This is a genomic window from Streptomyces sp. NPDC127068 (genome assembly GCF_042724695.1).
In the GTDB taxonomy this organism is placed as follows: domain Bacteria; phylum Actinomycetota; class Actinomycetes; order Streptomycetales; family Streptomycetaceae; genus Streptomyces.
The window spans coordinates 45,041-63,112 of record NZ_JBHXEN010000025.1; the positions used below are offsets into that span (position 1 = coordinate 45,041).

The following is an 18,072-nucleotide window of genomic DNA, read 5'->3' on the forward strand; positions in this document are numbered from 1 at the left end:
TCCTTCAGCGGTATACATCACGCCACGCGCCAGCTTGCATTCCGGCCTCGCACCGTGGCCCGTACAGCAGCATGGCCCCCGGGGACCGGGGCGCCGATGATCACGCTGCGCCCCGGCTCTCCGCAGGTACACCAGGAGCAGGAACGGGACAGGAAGCGGGGAAACATGACGCATCGACGCAGGACCGCGGGCGCCGTCGCGCTGGGGTCGGCACTGTTGACGCTGGGCGCGGGAGTGCCCGCGCACGCGACGCAGGACGGCGCGGGCGGGCAGGACGCCGCCGTGAGCAGCCCGGCCGCACGGCATCCCGACGGGCGGGCCGCCGGCGCGACGGCCGCCGCCGATCCGGACACCGCGGCGCTGCGCGCGGTGCTCCAGAAGGCGTTGACCCAGGGTGCGCCGGGGGCGATGGCGCGGATCGACGACGACGGCACCACGTACCGCGTCACCGAAGGGCTCGCGGACCGGGAAGCCCCGCGCAACCTGAGCACCGCCGACCGCTTCCGCGTCGGCAGCGTGTCGAAGACCTTCACGACCGTGGTCGTCATGCAGTTGGTCGCCGAGGGGAAGCTGGACCTCGACACCTCCGTCAACCACTACCTGCCCGGTCTGCTGCCGAACGACGGCATCACCGTGCGCCACGTCCTCAGCCACCGCACCGGGCTGTGGGACTACACCAACGACATGTTCCAGCAGACCGTCCCCGGTTTCGAGGCGGTGCGCAACCGCGTCTACACGAACCAGGAACTCATCGACCTGTCGCTCACCCGGGCCCCGTCCGCCGCGCCGGGCGCCGCGTACTCGTACTCGAACACCAACTTCGTCGTTGCCGGGATGCTGGCGGAGAAGGCCACTGGGACCTCGATCGGGCAGGCGTACCGGACCCGGATCTTCGCGCCGCTTGGGCTGAAGAACACCACGTACGTGCACCCCCAGACGGCGATCCCCGGGCGGCACGCGCGCGGGTACCTGACGCCGGACCAGGCCGGGGCCCCGCTGGTGGACTCGACCCGCCAGACCGCCTCCTGGGCGCAGGCCGCGGGCGCGGTGATCTCCAACCCGGGTGACCTCAACCGCTTCTTCTCGGCGCTGTTGGGCGGACGACTGGTCCCGGCCGACGAACTGGCCGAGATGCAGCGATGGGCGCCCACCAACGCGGCGGGCACCCAGTTCTACGGGCTTGGGCTGCGCCGCCGTGACCTGTCGTGCGGGGTCTCCGTCTACGGGCACACCGGCACCGTGCAGGGCTACTACACCTACGCGTTCACGACCCGGGACGGGAAGCGGAGCGTCAGCGCGCTCGCCAACACGTCCAACAACGGGAGCGTGCTGACGACGATGGCGGGCACGCTGGAGGCGACGTTCTGTCCGGCGGGGGCGGCGGGCGCAGGGGCCGCCGGCGCACCGGGTGCGGCGTCCGAGCGTGCCGGCGCTGGGGCCGGTGCCGAAGCGGGTCCCGTGTACGAGGACGTGGCGCCCGGGATCGCCCGGCGCTGACCGCTCCCCGGGCAACGGGGCGGGCGGTCCGGTACGCATCGGGCCGCCCGTGGCACCGGAACGGTGCAGGTGGTGGGGCTGACCGGGTGGCGGATGCTTGTGGTCACCGCGGCTCGGGGAAGTTCACGTACGCCGGGGGAACGGAGTGCGTCAGCCACACGCCGTTGGCGCTGACGCGGAACTCGTGGCCGGTGCGGTAGAGGTCGCCCGCTCGGACGGCGAGGACGACCGGGCGTCCGCGTCGGGCGCCGACCCGGGTCGCGGTCTCCCGGTCGGGGGAGAGGTGTACGTCGTGCCGGGCCATCGGGCGGAGCCCCTCGACGCGGATCGCCGGCAGGTGGGTGGCGACCGTGCCGTGGTAGAGGTACGCGGGCGGGGTTGCGGGGACGAGTCCGAGGTCCACCGCCACGGTGTGGCCCTGGCTCGCCCGGATGCGGTCGCCTTCCACGGAGAACCGTCGCTTGTCGTTGACGGCGACGACGTGGTCGAGTTCGGCGCGGTCGATCGGGAAGCCGTGTGCCGCGGTGGCGGCGAGAAGGGTGTCGACCTCGACCCAGCCACCGGGATCGAGGGTCAGCCCGAGGCGTTCGGGGCGGTGCCGCAGATGCTTCGAGAGGTACTTCGACACCTTCACGGTGCGTCTGTCATCCATCGCCACAGCGTGCCCGGGGCCGCGGATTTCCGCACATGAATTTAGGTACAGAGGTTTGATCCACAGTCAAGTGTGGTTATCCACAGGTGATTTGGCGATTCTGTGGATAACTCCATTGAGTTTCATGGCTGTTTGGGTAACTCTTTTTGTTTTTGGTGTATTTGGTCGCGAGTGCTTTAAATGTCGTTTGTGGGTGTGGGGTTCGGGTGATGGTGTGGGGTGCTCTGATTGCGTGTGCAATGCATGTCACCCTGCTGGAAGGGGTGGTGGGATTTCCAGTGTGGACGAGTGAAGTCCACGGGTGCGCCGAGCGTGCGGCGCGGCAGGAATGGCAACGTGCAGGTGGGGTAGCTGGGTTCGCCGTTCGGGGCTGCGGATTCGTCGTGCGGAGTTGGCCATGGAGACGCGTTCCGGTGTGTTTCCGGTGGGGGTGGTGGGTGGCGGCTGCGCGGGTGTGAACTGCCGTTGGGGCATGGTGCCCTGAAGGGCGGTGGAGGCAAGCAGGCCGTGCATCAGGGCCCTTGGGCGGATGGTGATGCAACCAGGTGCGGTGCGAGGAGTGTTGTCAGCGGCGGGGCGACGGTCTGGAGCCGATGCGGGCGGCGGTGCGGAGGAAGCCCGGGGCGAGGCGGGACAGCAGCCGGGCCGCTCGGGCCTCGGGCGTCACCGGGACCACGGCACGGTTGCGGACCACCGCGCGCAGCACCGCGTCGGCGACCTTCTCCGGGGGGTAGTTGCGCAGCCGGTACATCCGGGTGGCCTGCGCCTGGCGTTGCCGCTGCTCCTCCGGGCCCGCACCGGCGAACCGGGTCGTGCTGGTGATGTGGGTGCGGATGACGCCGGGGCAGACGGCCGAGACCCCGATGCCCGCGCCCGCCAGCTCCGCCCGCAGGCATTCGCTGAGCATCAGCACCGCGGCCTTGGTCGTGCTGTACGCGGGCAGGGACCGGGACGGCAGGTACGCCGCGGCCGAGGCGATGTTGACGATGTGGCCCCCCTGCCCGCGGTCGGCCATCTGCGCACCGAAGAGTCGACAGCCGTGGATGACGCCCCACAGGTTCACGTCGAGGACGCGTCGCCACTCCTCGGGGGTGGTGTCGAGGAAACGGCCCGACAGGCCGACCCCCGCGTTGTTGACCAGGACGTCCGGCACACCGTGCTCGGCGGCCACCTTCACGGCGAGCGCCTCCATGGCCGAGCGGTCGGCGACGTCGACGGTTTCGCTCCAGGCGTCCTGCGCACCGACCTCGCGTGCCGTCCGCGCGGTGCGGACCGCCGCTTCGGCGTCGCGGTCGACGGCGATGACCCGCGCTCCCGCCCCGGCGAACGCCAGGGCGGTGGCCCGTCCGATGCCGCTGCCCGCCCCCGTGACGAGGACCAGGTGCCCGGCGAACCGGCCGCGGTAGCGGTCCGCACCCGTGCGTGGCGCGGGCCGGGGGGTCTCGGCGGTGGCGACCCCGCTGGTGGCAGGCCCCTTCTCGTGCACGGCCACGAAGTCCGCGATCCAGGTCGCCAGCAGGTCAGGGCGGGTCCGCGGCGCCCAGTGACCGGTGTCGACGGTGCGGCGGGTCAGGTCGGGCACCCACCGTTCCAGGTCGTCGTAGAGGCTGGGCGACAGGTACGCGTCCCGCAGGGGAACGACGAGTTGCACGGGCGCGTGCGCGTGGGCGTCGGCCCGTGGGGACCGGGTCCGGGAGCGGACGTTGTCCCGGTAGAGCCAGGCGCCGTGGGCTCCGTCCGAGGGGACGGAACGGGTCGGGTAGTCGCCGGGGGGCACCTTCCCGGCGCGGGCGAGGAACGCCGGCCACCTTCTGCCGACGGGGCCGTGCCACACCCGTTCCGGGAGCCCGGGGACGCGTAGCGCGGTCACGTACCAGGACCTGGCGGCCTGCCCGAGCAACTGGGCGAGCCGCCGGGGGGTGGGACGGGCGGCCCGGCGCTTCAGCCAGTGGCCGAGGTGGTCGAGGGACGGGCCGGACACCGAGGTGAAGGACGCGATCCGTCCCTCGGCGCGGGCCGCCGTGACGAACTCCCAGGATTGCACCGAGCCCCAGTCGTGCCCCACCAGGTGCACCGGGCGTCCCGGGCTGACCGCGTCCACGACGGCGAGGAAGTCGTCGGTCAGCTTCTCCAGCGTGAATCCGCCGCGCAGCGGTCGAGGCGCCGTCGAACCGCCGTGCCCCCGCACGTCGTAGAGGACCACGTGGCAACCGTGGCGGTCCGCGAGCCGTGCGGCCACCTCGGACCACACCTCCTTGGAGTCGGGGTACCCGTGCACCAACACGACCGTGGGCCGGGCGGGATCGCCCAGCTCCGCCACGCACAACTCCACGCCCCCGGTCGTCACCCGGCGCTCGCGCGCTCCCCGCAGACCCATCGTTCGTCCCCTCGCCCTTCGTCCTCGGTTCGCCCTCGCACGGACGGGACCGCCGTCGTCACGTCACCGTCCGTCACCCAATGGCGCACTTCGTGTTCGGAACGTGACGCTTCCGAATGTGACCCCCGCTCGACGATCACGTCAAGGGCCCTTCCGTCCGCCTGTGGATAACCCGCTCGCCCCGTACTCCGGCCTCGCCCCCCGGACGGCGGGGAGGCCTGGCACCTGAGGAGGACCCTTACGGGGCCGTAATACTGGAGTCTGAGATGAGGTCGGCACTGTGGTCTGACGACCGCTGTGGTCCGCGCCACTACCTTCGAATCGTGACTGTGATCGCGACCGAAAGCCTGAGCAAGCGGTTCCCGCGGGTGACCGCTCTGGACCGGCTCTCCATGGACATCGGCCCCGGGGTGACCGGGCTCGTCGGTGCCAACGGGGCCGGCAAGTCCACGCTCATCAAGATCCTGCTGGGCCTGTCCCCCGCCACCGAGGGACGGGCCGCCGTGCTCGGGCTCGACGTCGCCACCGAGGGCCCCGCCATCCGCGAGCGCGTGGGCTACATGCCGGAACACGACTGCCTGCCGCCCGACGTCTCGGCCACCGAGTTCGTCGTCCACATGGCGCGGATGTCCGGCCTGCCGCCCACCGCCGCGCGCGAACGCACCGCGGACACCCTGCGCCACGTCGGTCTGTACGAGGAGCGCTACCGCCCCATCGGCGGGTACTCCACGGGCATGAAGCAGCGGGTCAAGCTGGCCCAGGCCCTGGTGCACGACCCGCAGCTGGTGTTCCTCGACGAGCCGACGAACGGCCTCGACCCGGTGGGGCGGGACGAGATGCTCGGTCTCATCCGCCGCGTCCACACCGACTTCGGCATCTCGGTGCTCGTCACCTCCCACCTCCTCGGCGAGTTGGAACGCACCTGCGACCACGTCGTCGTGGTGGACGGCGGCAAGCTGCTCCGGTCCAGTTCCACCACCGACTTCACCCAGCACACCGCGACCCTCGCCGTCGAGGTCACCGACACCGACGAGCACCCGGACGGCACCAGGGCACTGCGCGAGGCGCTGTCCGCCCGGGGCGTCACCACCGATACGGGCGGCGGACTGCCGGGCGCCGGACGCATCGTGCTCCTCACCGCCGAGGGGGAGGGCACCTACGACCTCGTCCGTGACGTCGTCGCCGACCTCGGCATCGGTCTGATCCGCATGGAGCAGCGCCGGCACCACATCGCCGAGGTCTTCCAGGACGAGCCCGGCACCGACAGCGCAGTTCCGGTCACCCCCACCGGCCAGGAGCGGAAGGAGACGGTCCGCCATGGCGACTGAACAGCCCACAGCCGGTGCCCAGACCCAGATCCACAACATCGGGTACCGCAACTACGACGGGCCCCGACTCGGCCGGTCCTACGCCCGCCGCTCGCTCTTCTCCCAGACGCTGCGCGGCTCCTACGGACTCGGCAGGTCCGCCAAGTCCAAGGTCCTGCCCATGCTGCTGTTCGCCGTGATGTGCGCCCCGGCGCTGATCATGGTGGCGGTCGCCGTGGCGACCAAGGCGAAGGACCTCCCCCTGGAGTACACGCGCTACGCGGTCGTCCTCCAGGCCGTCATCGCCCTGTACCTCGCCTCCCAGGCACCGCAGGCCGTCTCCCGCGACCTGCGCTTCAAGACGGTGCCCCTGTACTTCTCGCGCCCCATCGAGCACGTCGACTACGTCCTCGCCAAGTTCGCCGCGATGGCGTCCGCCCTGCTCATCCTGACCGGCGGGCCGCTGCTGATCCTCTACATCGGCGCACTGCTCGCCAAACTCGACTTCGCCGACCAGACCGAGGGGTTCCTCCAGGGCATGGTGTCCGTGGCCGTCCTATCGCTGCTGTTCGCCGGCATCGGCCTGGTGATATCCGCAGTCACCCCGCGCCGGGGCTTCGGTATCGCCGCCGTGATCGCCGTGCTGACCATTTCCTACGGCGCCGTCTCCACCGTGCAGGCCATCGCCTACGAGCAGGACAACGCCGAGGCCGTCACCTGGATCGGCCTCTTCTCCCCGGCCACCCTGATGGACGGGTTGAGCACCGCGTTCCTCGGTGCCACCTCCGCCTTCCCCGGCAACAAGGGACCGTCCGCCGCCGAGGGAGTCGTCTACCTGCTCGTCATCCTGGCCGTCATCGTGGGCTCCTACGCCCTGATGGCCCGTCGCTACCGGAAGGTCGGGCTGTGACCACCATCGAGATCGACCACGCCTCCCGCTGGTTCGGCAACGTGGTCGCCGTCAACGACATCACCATGAGCATCGGCCCGGGCGTCACCGGGCTGCTCGGTCCCAACGGCGCCGGGAAGTCCACCCTCATCAACATGATGGGCGGCTTCCTCGCCCCCTCCAACGGCACCGTCACCCTCGACGGCCGGGGCATCTGGCGCAACGAGAAGATCTACCAGCACATCGGCATCGTCCCCGAACGCGAGGCGATGTACGACTTCCTCACCGGACGCGAGTTCGTCGTCGCCAACGCCGAACTCCACGGTCTCGGCGACCGGGAGGCCCAGGAGGCCCTCGCCACCGTGGCGATGGAGTACGCGCAGGACCGCAAGATCTCCACGTACAGCAAGGGCATGCGCCAGCGGGTGAAGATGGCGTCCGCGCTGGTCCACCAGCCGTCGGTGCTGCTCCTCGACGAACCGTTCAACGGCATGGACCCGCGTCAGCGCATGCACCTCATGGACCTGCTGCGCCGCATGGGAGAAGAGGGCCGCACCGTCCTGTTCTCCTCGCACATCCTGGAGGAGGTCGAGCAACTCGCCTCGCACATCGAGGTGATCGTCGCGGGACGGCACGCGGCGAGCGGCGACTTCCGCCGCATCCGCCGTCTGATGACCGACCGACCCCACCTCTACACCGTCCGTTCCAGCGACGACCGGGCGCTCGCCGCCGCGCTGATAGCCGACCCGTCCACCGCAGGCATCGAGGTCGACGTCAAGGAGGGCGTCCTGCGCATCCAGGCCGTCGACTTCGGACGCTTCACCGAACTGCTGCCCAAGGTGGCCCGGGCCCACGGCATCCGACTGCTCACGGTCTCCCCGTCCGACGAATCCCTTGAGTCCGTGTTCTCTTACCTGGTCGCGGCGTAGGAGGCCCACGATGTACGACCCCACTGTCGCCCGACTCACCTACCGGGCCCTGCTCGGCCGCCGTCGGGCCCTCATCCTCTTCGCCCTGCCCGCGCTGCTCATCGCGCTCGCCGTGGCCGTCCGCAGCTTCACCGGCGCGGACGACCAGGTCGCCTCCGACGTGCTCGGCGGCTTCGCGCTCGCCACGATGGTCCCGATCATCGGCGTCATCGCCGGTACGGGAGCCATCGCCCCCGAGATCGACGACGGCTCCGTCGTCTACCTCCTCGCCAAGCCGATCAAGCGGCCGACGATCATCTTCACCAAGCTGATCGTCGCCGTCGCGGTGACCATGGCGTTCTCCGCCGTGCCCACGCTGATCGCGGGATACATCCTCAACGGCAACGGCCAGCAGATAGCCGTCGCCTACACCGTCGCCGCGCTCGTTGGCTCCATCGCCTACGCCGCCCTGTTCCTGCTGCTCGGCACCATCACCCGGCACGCCGTGGTCTTCGGTCTGGTGTACGCACTGGTGTGGGAGGCCGTGTTCGGCACGCTCGTCGCAGGGGCGCGCACGCTCAGCGTCCAGCAGTGGTCGCTGGCCGTGGCGCACGAGGTCGCGGGCAACGACCTCGTCACCTCGGACGTGAGCCTCACCTTCGCCACCGTGCTGCTGGCCGGGGTCACCGTCCTCGCGACCCTGTACGCGGGGCAGAAGCTGCGCACGCTGAAGCTGGCCGGGGAGGAGTGAGCCCGGCCCGGTCCACCTGATCGTCCGGCCGTCTTGACGGTGCCTTCACCCTCCTCCGGGAACCCTGGGGGAGGGACGGCCCGTTGATACGGGACTGCCCGAGGAAGGAGCCACGATGGCAGGGGAACCGACGCCGCGGGGTGACACCCCGGAGGGGGACGACCGCGACGACTGGGACGCGGTCGAGTTCGACGAGTCGTTCGTCCGGGCCGCGGAGGCCCAGGAGCCGTCCGCACGGGCGCGGATGCTGGCCGAGAAGTGGCGCGGTCAGGCGCCCGACCCGCAGCCGTGGCGTTCGGACGAGCCGCCCGCCGGGTGGTTCTGGTCCAAGGCGCGACGCCGGAAGTGGCGCAAGCGCTGAGCCGCGGACTAATTCGGTGGCGGCCAACTACCCGGTGCGGGACATTGGTTGTGTGCCGCCGGGCAGTCCGGCGCTGACGGCCGGGGAGGAGCGCGACGTGTTCCTGAGTACGTCCCGTTCCCCTCAGGGCAACGGGCGGAGCGCACCACCGGAGTAGTCACTCCGTGGAGTCAAGCTCCGTACGGGGAGTTGCCCGGGGCGACCGCTTCGAGCGCGCGAAAGCGCGGGTCGCCCTCCCGGAGGATTGGCCGAGTGGGAAGGCACCGGCTTGCTAAGCCGTGGTCGGGTTGTGCCCGCGCGCGTTCGAATCGCGCATCCTCCGCAAACAGGCAAGCAGGCGAACAGTACGCCGCCGTGACCGACGGGCCGGCGCCCCGTGGACCTTCAGGCACCCGCGAGGGCGTTCGTCCCACCGGTGGTGAGGAGGCGCTCCAGGACGTGGGCGATGCCGTCGTCGTCATTGGTCGCGGTGACCTCGTCGGCGATCGCACGCAGGTCCTCGTGGGCGTTGCCCATGGCGACCCCGTACCCGGCCCAGCCGAACATGGGCAGGTCGTTGGGCATGTCGCCGAAGGCGATCGTCTCCGCGGGCTTGACGCCGAGGCGGCGTGCCGCGATCGACAGACCCGTCGCCTTGGTGAGGCCCAGCGGCAGGATCTCCACTATCCCCGGACCGGCCATGACCACCCCGACCAGCCCGCCCGCAGCGGCCCGCGCGGCCTCGGCGAGTTCGTCGTCACCGAGCCCGGGCCGCTGGATGTAGATCTTGTTCAGCGGCTCGGCCCACGCCTCGGCCCGATCGGTGAAGGGGACGTACGGCAGCGGTCCGCCGTCGGTGGTGACGTAGTCGGGCTCGACGATCACGTTCCCGTCCAGTCCGTCCCGGCTGACGGCCAGCGCCAGGGTCCCCACCTCGGACTCGATCTTCTCCAGGGCGAGCCGGGCGGTCCCGCGGTCCAGTGTCACGGAGGTCAGCAGCCGCCCGGAACCCGCGTCGTACACCTGCGCTCCCTGGGCGCACACCGCGAGTCCCTCGTACCCGAGGGCGTCGAGGACGTGCCGGGTCCAGGGCACCGCACGGCCGGTGACGACGATGTGCGCGGCCCCGGCGGCGGTGCTCGCCGCGAGGGCCTCACGGGTGCGCTCGGAGATGGTGTCGTCGCTCCGCAGCAGCGTGCCGTCGAGGTCCGTGGCGACCATCCGGTAGGGGAACGCACCGGGCTCGGCGCCCCGCCGGGCGCCCGGCGCGCCGGCCGACGGCTCCCCGGCGGGAGACGGTACGGGAACGGGGCGGGCGGGCTGCTCGGCGGGGGTCGACGCGGGGTTCACGTGCTGATCGGCTCCAAGCTGAGTTCGGGGGCGGGCGCCGACGCGCGGGTGCCCTACTTCGGTTCGAGGACCTCGCGGCCACCGAGGTACGGGCGCAGCACCTGGGGCACCACCACGGAGCCGTCGGCCTGCTGGTGATTCTCCAGGATCGCCACGATCGTCCGCGGTACCGCGCACAGCGTGCCGTTCAGCGTCGCCAGCGGCTGGAGCACCTTCTTGCCGCCCGCGGTGTCCCGCATCCGCACGGACAGCCGTCGGGCCTGGAAGCTGTCGCAGTTCGAGGCGGACGTCAGTTCGCGGTACTTGCCCTGGGTGGGGATCCACGCCTCGCAGTCGAACTTGCGCGAGGCAGAGGCACCGAGGTCGCCGCTGGCCACGTCGATCACCTGGAAGGGCAGTTCGAGGCCCGAGAGCCACTGCTTCTCCCAGTCCAGCAGTCGCTGGTGTTCGGCCTCGGCTTCCTCGGGCGCGACGTAGGAGAACATCTCGACCTTGTCGAACTGGTGCACCCGGAAGATGCCCCGGGTGTCCTTGCCGTACGTGCCGGCCTCGCGGCGGAAGCAGGGCGAGAATCCGGCGTAGCGCAGCGGGAGGCTGTCGGCGTCGAGGATCTCGTCCATGTGGTACGCGGCGAGGGGGACCTCGGAGGTGCCGACGAGGTAGTAGTCGTCCTTCTCCAGGTGGTACACGTTCTCGGACGCCTGGCCGAGGAATCCGGTGCCCTCCATGGCGCGCGGGCGGACCAGCGCGGGGGTGAGCATCGGGATGAACCCGGCTTCGGTGGCCTGGGCGATCGCCGCGTTGACGAGGGCGAGCTCCAGCAGGGCGCCCACGCCGGTGAGGTAGTAGAAGCGCGAGCCGGAGACCTTGGCGCCGCGTTCGACGTCGATGGCGCCGAGGGCCTCGCCCAGCTCCAGGTGGTCCTTGGGCGCGAAGCCCTCGGCCGCGAAGTCGCGGATGGTGCCGTGGGTCTCCAGGACGACGAAGTCCTCCTCGCCGCCCACCGGGACGTCGGGGTGCACCAGGTTGCCGAGCTTGAGGGAGAGCCGCTTGGTCTCCTCCTCGGCCTCGTCCTGCGCGGCGTTCGCGGCCTTGACGGCGGCGGCCAGCTCGCCGGCCTTCTTGAGGAGCTCCTGCTTCTCGTCCCCGGTGGCCTTGGGGATCAGCTTGCCGAGCGCCTTCTGCTCGGAGCGCAGCTCGTCGAAACGGAGCCCGGAGGACCTGCGCCGCTCGTCTGCGGAGAGCACGGCGTCGACGAGGTCGACGTCCTCTCCACGGGCGCGCTGCGAGGCGCGGACACGGTCGGGGTCCTCACGGAGCTGGCGAAGGTCAATCACCCCTCAAGGCTACCGGTGCCCGCTTCCGGCCCACGACTGCGTTTTGCGCGCTGTGAGCAATATCCTAATTGTCGGATTGTCGAGGGGGTGGGGAATTGCGGCCCGGTGAAAAGGGGTCGGGCGCCGGTGCTGTGACAGGCGGGGTGCGGGGTGGCGAAATCAGGGGCGTTTAGCGGACGTGAATGCGTTTCGCGGGGCGCGTGCTGATCCTTCGTGCGGTGACCGGCGGTGGGCCCGGGTGGTGGTGGCCGCGGGGGTGCGGCCGGGCTGGTGCGAGGTGTCCCGGAGGGGCGCGGTGCCCGGTTCCGGGCGTCCACAAATCGTGCCTGTTCCTTCGGGACGGTGAGGTGCGGGGCGGCTGGTTGACCCCGTTTCCCGTGGGCGGAAGGAGAGTTGATGAGGGCGACGGGTGGCCGTTGTCCACAGGGAGGGGGCGTCGGGGAGGTTATCCACAGGCTGTGTGAGAGATCTGTGGATGACGGAGCTGATCGTTCCGGCGACTGCACCCATAGCGAGGAAACCTTGGGGGAAACCACTCTCCCGCTCACTTTCGAGTGAATTGCCTTCACTCTCACGGGTTGATCAAGGGAAGTCGTGGACGGGGGGTGACGTGCAGTTCTGTGGACGGGGCCAATCGGCCTAGCTGATTTGTCGACCCCCGTGGGCACGGTTGTCGACTTGTCCCCAGGATGCACGGGAGGCTGTGGATAACTTTCCCCGGAGGGACCCCGTCGAGTGGTGGACGGGTGAGGGGCACGTACGACTACCCGATCAGTGGCTAGAAACGCCCGTCCAGAGACCACGAAAGCCAGTCCGAAGCCTCCGAGAACTCCTGGTCGGAGGTGCCGGGCCGGACGGGCGTCACCCCGTCGGGGGACACGCCCGCCCGGGGGTACGAGCCGAGGAAGCGCACCTGCGGACAGGTGCGTTTCAGCCCCATCAGGGCCTCGCCCACCCGCCGATCGGTGATGTGCCCCTCGGCATCGATCGAGAAGCAGTAGTTGCCGATGCCCTGGCCGGTCGGGCGGGACTCGATGCGCATCAGGTTGACGCCCCGGATCGCGAACTCCTGGAGCAGGGCGAGCAGCGCGCCCGGGTGGTCGTCGCCGAGCCAGATCACCACGGACGTCTTGTCCGCTCCCGTCGGCGCGGCCGGTCGTCCGGGGCGGCCCACCAGGACGAACCGGGTCTCGGCGTTCGCCGCGTCGTGGACGTCCGTGACCAGCGCCTCCAGCCCGTACGTCACCGCCGCGAACTCCCCCGCGAAGGCCGCGTCGAACCGCCCCTCCTGAACGAGCCGCGCCCCGTCCGCGTTCGACGCCGCCGACTCCCACACCGCATCGGGCAGATGGGCGGCCAGCCAGTTGCGGACCTGGGGCTGGGCGACCGGATGACCGGTCACGGTCTTGATCGCGGACAGCTCGGTACCCGGCCTGACCAGCAGCGCGAAGGCGATCGGGAGGACCACCTCGCGGTAGATCATCAGCGGTCCGCCCCTGGCCAGCTCGTCCAGGGTCGCGGTGACTCCGCCCTCGACCGAGTTCTCGATCGGGACCAGTGCCCCCGCCGCGCTGCCGACCCGCACCGCGTCCAACGCGGCGGGCACCGAAACCATCGGGATCAGCTCCCGCGTGGCGGCTTCCGGAAGCGTACGGAGGGCGGCCTCGGTGAAGGTTCCCTCGGGGCCCAGATAGGTGTAGCGCGTGGCCGACATACGGTCACCCTAATGGGCTCGTGGGTGGTCGCCCCGCGTTGGCTCCGCACGGTCGGGTGATGTGCGCGGTCGGGACTCCGGCCGGGCGCGGAGTCCCGGAACGTGGTCGGTCCCGCGCCGCGGCGGTGCAGGTGCCCCGCCGCGGCGCAACGGCCCCTGCCGGTAACTCGGTCGCCGCCAGGGTGCACCGCGGTTCCCTCGGTCGCCGTGCCCCCGCAGGTGCCCTGCTGGGCGCTCAGGGGGCCGCAGCCCCGGCCGGCCCCGGGCGCACGGTCACGGCCCGGCGTTCAGCCCTCCAGCAGCGGCTGGCCCACGTAACCGCCGCGCTCCGCGCCGCCCGGTACGGCGAACAGTCCGCTCGACTCGTGCCGGATGAACCGCGACAGCGCGTCCCCCCGGTCCAGCTTGCGCTGCACCGGGACGAAACCGCGGGCGGGGTCGGCCTGCCAACAGACGAACAGCAGCCCCGCGTCCGGGGCGCCCTTCGCGTCGTACCCGTCGTGGTAGGAGAACGGGCGGCGCAGCATCGCCGCGCCCCCGTTCTCGTCGGGACGGCTGATCCGGGCGTGCGCATCCAGCGGGATCACCAAGGAACCGTCCGGGCCCAGCTTCTCCAGATCGGGCTCCGTGGTCTCCTCGCCCCCGGTCAGCGGGGCGCCGTCCGACTTGTGGCGCCCGATCACCGCCTCCTGCTCCTTGACGGACAGGTCCTCCCAGGAGTCCAACAGCATCCGGATGCGGCGGACCACCGCATAGGAGCCGCCTGCCATCCACCCCGGGGAGCCGCCGCCGGGGACCTCGGCCGTACTGGTGCCGCTCGGCTCGTCGGGGACGAAGAGCCGCCGGGCGAAGTCCGGATCGGACGGCTTCGGGTTGCGCGTGCCGTCCACCTGGCCCATCAGGTTGCGGGCCGTCATCGGCCGGGCGGTCGCGCCCGGGGAACGGTTGAACCCGTTCATCTGCCAACGCACCCGTGCCGCGTCGCCCGCCTGCTTCTGGATCGCGCGCAGGGCGTGGAAGGCGACGAGCCCGTCGTTCGCCCCGATCTGCACCCACAGATCACCGTTGCTGCGTGCCTTGTCCAGGCGGTCCGACGAGAAGTCCGGCAGGGGATCGAGCGCTCCGGGCCGCTGCTTCTCCAGTCCCGTCCGGGTGAAGAAGCTGTGCCCGAGACCGAAGGTGACCGTCAGCAGCGAAGGGCCGGCGTCCCGGGCGACCCCCGTGTCCTCGTCGCGGTCCTCCCCGGCCATCAGCCGTGCGGCCGTGACCGACCAGCGGCGCAGTAGGGCGCTCGCCTCCCTGCGACCCGCCCCCGGCGCCAGGTCGAAGGCGATCAGATGACCGTGGGTCTGCATCGCGGTGGTGATCCCGGGCTGATGTTTCCCGTGAAACATTGCCGTGTCTGCGCCGACCGAGGACAGCGGGGTGGTCCCCGGGCCGCCCGAGCCGGCGAGGGCGTAGCCGGAGGCGGCGCCCACCGCGCCGAGTGCGAGACCGGTGGCCCCGGCCGTGCCGAGCAGACGGCGGCGGGTGACGCCGGGCCCGCCGGCGGCCGGAGGGTCCGAGACCTGTGGTCCGTCCTTCGGCGTGGGAGGGGTGGTTCGGGTGGGGTCTGCCATGGTTCAGCCGATCTTCACGTTCTTCTTCACCGTGACCTGGTCGATGTCCGAGGTCCGCACCGTCACGGCGATCTCCCACTCGCCCGCGACCGGGAGCTGCACTCCGCTGGCACTCCAGTGTGCGGTGGCGATGCGGTCCGGTGCGACGGCCAGCGGACCGATGTCCTTCTCCTTCAGGGTGAAGGCGACCTTGATCTCGGGGACGTCGTAGCCGCTCCCGTTGGGCCGCTCCACATAGACGTGCAGACCGTTGCTGCCGATGGACCCGGGGGCCAGGTCGACGGTCACGAGGCCCTTGCCCTGGGCACTGCCGGTGTCGAAGGGAATCTCCACGCTCAGCGGTCCCGACCTCGCGGCGCCGCTGGTGGTGGCGCGTTCCGCCGCCTCCTGGGTGCGTGCCGGCTCGGTGGTGGTGAGCACGGTGGTCACCGCGAGCAGCACCACCGCGACGGAGGTCTCGGCGAGGACCGAGCGGCGCAGGCCCGAGCGGGCGGGGTCGGCGTCGCGGGCCCGCTTCACCCGTGCGGTGGCCACGGCGGTGCGCTGACGGGCGAGCTGGGCGGCCCGCTCGGTGCCGGGCGCATCGGTGCTCGTCGGGTCGGTGTCCGTCGGCTCCGTGTCCGTCGGCTCCGTGTCCGTCGGGTCGGTGTCCGTCGGGTCGGGTGCGGTGCGGACGGTGCCGTCGTCGGCGGCCGGATCGTCCGTCCCGGCCGTGTCCTCGGCGGCCCGGGCGTTCTCGGGGGCCGTCCCGGCGGGGCGGTGCGACAGGCGGGCGGTCCAGCGGCGGGAGAACCAGGCCACGGCGAGCACCACGGCGACCAGTCCCACCTTCAGCAGGAGCAGCCGGCCGTAGTCCGTACCGGTCAGGCCCGACCAGCTGCCGACCTGCCGCCAGGACTGGTAGAGCCCGGTCACGGCGAGGACGACCACGCTGCCGAAGGCGAGCGCGGAGAACCGGCGCACCGCGGCGGCGTCGATCGAGGGCGCCCGGTACAGGGCGGTCACCAGGGTGACGAGCCCGCCGAGCCAGGCGGCGACGGCCAGCAGGTGCACCACGTCGAGGGGCATGGCCAGCCCGGTCTGGATGCCGGTCGAGGCGTGTTCGGACAGGGCCCAGGTCGCGGCGATCCCGGCGGCCACCACGACCCCGCCGACCCCGAGGCCGAACGTCAGGTCGCGTTCGGCGACCCCGACGTCCCGGGCCCCGTCCCCGGCTCCGTTCCCGTCCCCGGGTCCTTCCGTGCGCTCGTCCTCGCCGGGGGCGGCGTCGCGGTTCGCCACCGTCCGGGCGTACACGCCGAACAGCACGGCGATGAACAGTGCGGCGGCGGCGAGCAGCAGCAGCCGGGAGACGAGGGCGGCGCCCGTTTTCGTCGGGAGGACCTCGCCGAGGAGCTTCAGGTCGAAGAGGTCACCGGGGCTGCCGGAGGTGAGGTACGCGCCGCGGGTCCCCAGCAGCCACAGGGTCGCCGCGACGAGTGCGAGCCAGCCGCCGACGACGACCCGCTGGACGGACCGCACGCCCGAGCCGCGCGGCCAGCAGGCGAGGACGAAGACCGCGCCGCCGACCATGAGCACGTACCCCGCGTAGGACACGTAGCGGCCGATGTCGTACAGGGTGCCGACGACGCCGCCGCCCGCCGTCTGGTCCGGCACCGCCACGGACGTCTTGGACGGCGCCCCCACCGAGAACGTGAACGCCCCGGCGACGGGGTGGCTGTCGGCCGAAACCACCTGGTACGTCACCGTGAACGTGCCGTTGGGCAGGCCCGGCTTGAGCTTCACGGAGTACGAGGTGGCGCCGACCTCCGAGGTGGGCCCGGTGTCGGCGCGGTTGCCCCGGGGGTCGAGCACCCGTAGGGAGTCGTCGGCCAGGGCCACGTTCTCGGAGAAGGTGACCGAGACCTGTTCCGGGGCCGTGTCGACCACCGATCCCCGTTCCGGGTCGCTGCCGGTCAGCGCGGCGTGCGCGGAGGCGGGAGCGGCGCCGGTCAACAGTGTCCCGGTGACGAACAGGAACAGCAGGAGCACGGTTCTCAGACGGGGAGCGACGGTCTGCACGGGCGGGCCTTCCCTCAGTGGTGGTCAGCGTCGGACGGGTGCGACGACGGCGCGGACTTCCCGTTCGCCGGGTTGTACGTGGCCTCGCGGACGGGCACCTCCAGGGTGATGACCCCCGCCTTCTCGAAACGCAGCTTCAGCGTGACCCGGTCGCCCTGCTCGGGCTTGCGGGTCAGTTCCTCGAACATGAGGTGGTTGCCGCCGCGGGCGAACTCCAGCGTGCCGTCGGCCGGCACGGTGAAGGAGGGCTTCTCCTTCATCCGGCCGTTGTCGGTGCTGTGCAGGGTGACCGTCTCGGCGAGGTCGGTGGTGACCGAGGTGAGCCGGTCGGCGCCGCCGGAGTTGCTGACCACGAAGTACCCGGAGGCGAGGTCGGCGGTGGGGGGTGCGGGTATGTACGCGCCCTCCACGGACAGCTGCGGCTCGCCCTCGTCGGCGGTGTCGCCGCCGCAGCCGGTGAGGAGCAGCCCGGTGGTGAGGGCCGCGGCCAGGGCCGTCGCCCGCACGGGGCGGACCGCGCGGCGGACCGTGAGACGGATGGCGGGGCGGGTCACGGGGCCTCACCCTTGATCAGCTTCGGCAGGTCCTTGGCGTACTCGTCGATGGTGGTGGTTTCGCCGTTGTAGAGGACGTACCCCTTGTCGGTCTTCGGCGAGAAGGCGACGACCTGCTTGCCGTGCATCGACTCGACCTTGCCCTTGGCGTTCTTCTTCGGCGGTTCGATGGCGATGCCGAGCTGGCGGGCCCCGGCCTGGATGGTGTCGAAGTCGCCGGTCAGTCCGGTGAAGGCGGGGTCCTGGGCCTTGAGCCACTTGCCGAGGGAGGCCGGGGTGTCCCGCTCGGGGTCGGTGGTCACCAGGACGACCTGGAGTTCGTCCTGGTCGGCCTTCGGGAGCTGCTTCTTGGCCTGGGCGAGGTTGCCCATGGTCAGCGGGCAGACGTCGGGGCAGTTGGTGTAGCCGAAGTAGATCAGCGTCGGCTTGCCCTGGGTCTTCGCCCGCAGGTCGAAGGACTTCCCGTGGGTGTCGGTGAGGACGAGGTCGGGCTTGGTGAAGGGCGAGTCGAGGACGGTGCCGGCCTGGCGCTTCGTCTCGACGGCCACCTTGTCGGTGACGGCGGCGTCGGAGTCGCCGTCACCGCTGCCGCACGCGGTGAGGGTCAGGGCGGCGGTGAGGGTCAGGGCGGAGGCGATGAGGGTCTTGGTACGCATGGGGCAATTCTCCAGAAGGGCGACAGGCGGCCGTCGGTCGGACCGGTCGTCCGGCCGACG

15 protein-coding genes and 1 tRNA gene are annotated in these 18,072 nt (G+C 71.3%); 7 read left to right on the forward strand and 9 right to left on the reverse strand.

Going from position 1 to position 18,072, the window contains the following annotated elements:
- Window positions 1-165 precede the first annotated feature (165 nt).
- Complete coding sequence (locus ACFWIA_RS17650; protein ID WP_387005663.1) at window positions 166-1,497, forward strand: serine hydrolase domain-containing protein; 1,332 nt, start codon at window positions 166-168, stop codon at window positions 1,495-1,497.
- A 103-nt stretch (window positions 1,498-1,600) separates the two neighbouring features.
- Here the strand turns inward: ACFWIA_RS17650 and ACFWIA_RS17655 are convergent, their stop codons facing one another.
- A complete protein-coding gene (locus ACFWIA_RS17655) occupies window positions 1,601-2,149 on the reverse strand; it encodes an RNA 2'-phosphotransferase (protein ID WP_387005666.1) in 549 nt (182 codons plus the stop codon).
- Between the two features lie 565 nt (window positions 2,150-2,714).
- Window positions 2,715-4,526 (reverse strand): SDR family oxidoreductase, encoded by a 1,812-nt coding sequence (locus ACFWIA_RS17660; protein WP_387005669.1) that lies wholly within the window; start codon window positions 4,524-4,526, stop codon window positions 2,715-2,717.
- A gap of 329 nt (window positions 4,527-4,855) precedes the next feature.
- Here ACFWIA_RS17660 and ACFWIA_RS17665 point away from each other — a divergent pair, with 329 nt between their 5' ends.
- The 6 genes from ACFWIA_RS17665 (at window position 4,856) to ACFWIA_RS17690 (ending at window position 9,064) form a co-directional block, all read left to right on the forward strand.
- The gene (locus ACFWIA_RS17665; RefSeq protein ID WP_387005821.1) at window positions 4,856-5,854 is read left to right on the forward strand and encodes an ABC transporter ATP-binding protein; all 999 of its coding nucleotides are present in this window, start codon (window positions 4,856-4,858) and stop codon (window positions 5,852-5,854) included.
- A complete protein-coding gene (locus ACFWIA_RS17670) occupies window positions 5,844-6,743 on the forward strand; it encodes an ABC transporter permease (protein ID WP_387005671.1) in 900 nt (299 codons plus the stop codon). The genes ACFWIA_RS17665 and ACFWIA_RS17670 overlap by 11 nt, the downstream gene beginning before the upstream one ends.
- Window positions 6,740-7,651, forward strand: a complete 912-nt coding sequence (locus tag ACFWIA_RS17675; RefSeq protein ID WP_387005674.1) for an ABC transporter ATP-binding protein — start codon at window positions 6,740-6,742, stop codon at window positions 7,649-7,651. The genes ACFWIA_RS17670 and ACFWIA_RS17675 overlap by 4 nt, the downstream gene beginning before the upstream one ends.
- A 10-nt stretch (window positions 7,652-7,661) precedes the next feature.
- A complete protein-coding gene (locus tag ACFWIA_RS17680; protein ID WP_387005676.1) occupies window positions 7,662-8,381 on the forward strand; it encodes an ABC transporter permease in 720 nt (239 codons plus the stop codon).
- Between the two features lie 115 nt (window positions 8,382-8,496).
- Entirely contained in the window at window positions 8,497-8,742 is a 246-nt protein-coding gene (locus ACFWIA_RS17685) for a hypothetical protein (protein WP_387005678.1), read from the forward strand.
- 238 nt (window positions 8,743-8,980) lie between these two features.
- A tRNA-Ser gene (locus tag ACFWIA_RS17690) sits at window positions 8,981-9,064 on the forward strand.
- A gap of 62 nt (window positions 9,065-9,126) precedes the next feature.
- Here the strand turns inward: ACFWIA_RS17690 and ACFWIA_RS17695 are convergent.
- The 7 genes from ACFWIA_RS17695 to ACFWIA_RS17725 all read right to left on the reverse strand — a co-directional run bounded on the left by ACFWIA_RS17695 (window position 9,127) and on the right by ACFWIA_RS17725 (window position 18,012).
- Complete coding sequence (locus ACFWIA_RS17695) at window positions 9,127-9,942, reverse strand: HAD family hydrolase (protein ID WP_387005823.1); 816 nt, start codon at window positions 9,940-9,942, stop codon at window positions 9,127-9,129.
- A 182-nt stretch (window positions 9,943-10,124) separates the two neighbouring features.
- Complete coding sequence (gene serS, locus ACFWIA_RS17700; protein WP_387005681.1) at window positions 10,125-11,408, reverse strand: serine--tRNA ligase; 1,284 nt, start codon at window positions 11,406-11,408, stop codon at window positions 10,125-10,127.
- A gap of 778 nt (window positions 11,409-12,186) precedes the next feature.
- A complete protein-coding gene (gene pheA / locus ACFWIA_RS17705; RefSeq protein ID WP_387005684.1) occupies window positions 12,187-13,122 on the reverse strand; it encodes a prephenate dehydratase in 936 nt (311 codons plus the stop codon).
- A gap of 287 nt (window positions 13,123-13,409) precedes the next feature.
- Window positions 13,410-14,741, reverse strand: coding sequence for an iron uptake transporter deferrochelatase/peroxidase subunit (gene efeB / locus ACFWIA_RS17710; protein ID WP_387005687.1), 1,332 nt, complete (start codon window positions 14,739-14,741; stop codon window positions 13,410-13,412).
- 3 nt (window positions 14,742-14,744) lie between these two features.
- Complete coding sequence (locus tag ACFWIA_RS17715) at window positions 14,745-16,802, reverse strand: copper resistance CopC/CopD family protein (protein ID WP_387005690.1); 2,058 nt, start codon at window positions 16,800-16,802, stop codon at window positions 14,745-14,747.
- 14 nt (window positions 16,803-16,816) lie between these two features.
- Window positions 16,817-17,356, reverse strand: a complete 540-nt coding sequence (locus ACFWIA_RS17720; protein WP_387005693.1) for a copper chaperone PCu(A)C — start codon at window positions 17,354-17,356, stop codon at window positions 16,817-16,819.
- A complete protein-coding gene (locus tag ACFWIA_RS17725) occupies window positions 17,353-18,012 on the reverse strand; it encodes an SCO family protein (RefSeq protein WP_387005696.1) in 660 nt (219 codons plus the stop codon). Before ACFWIA_RS17725 ends, ACFWIA_RS17720 begins: the two co-directional genes overlap by 4 nt.
- Between the last annotated feature and the right edge of the window lie 60 nt (window positions 18,013-18,072).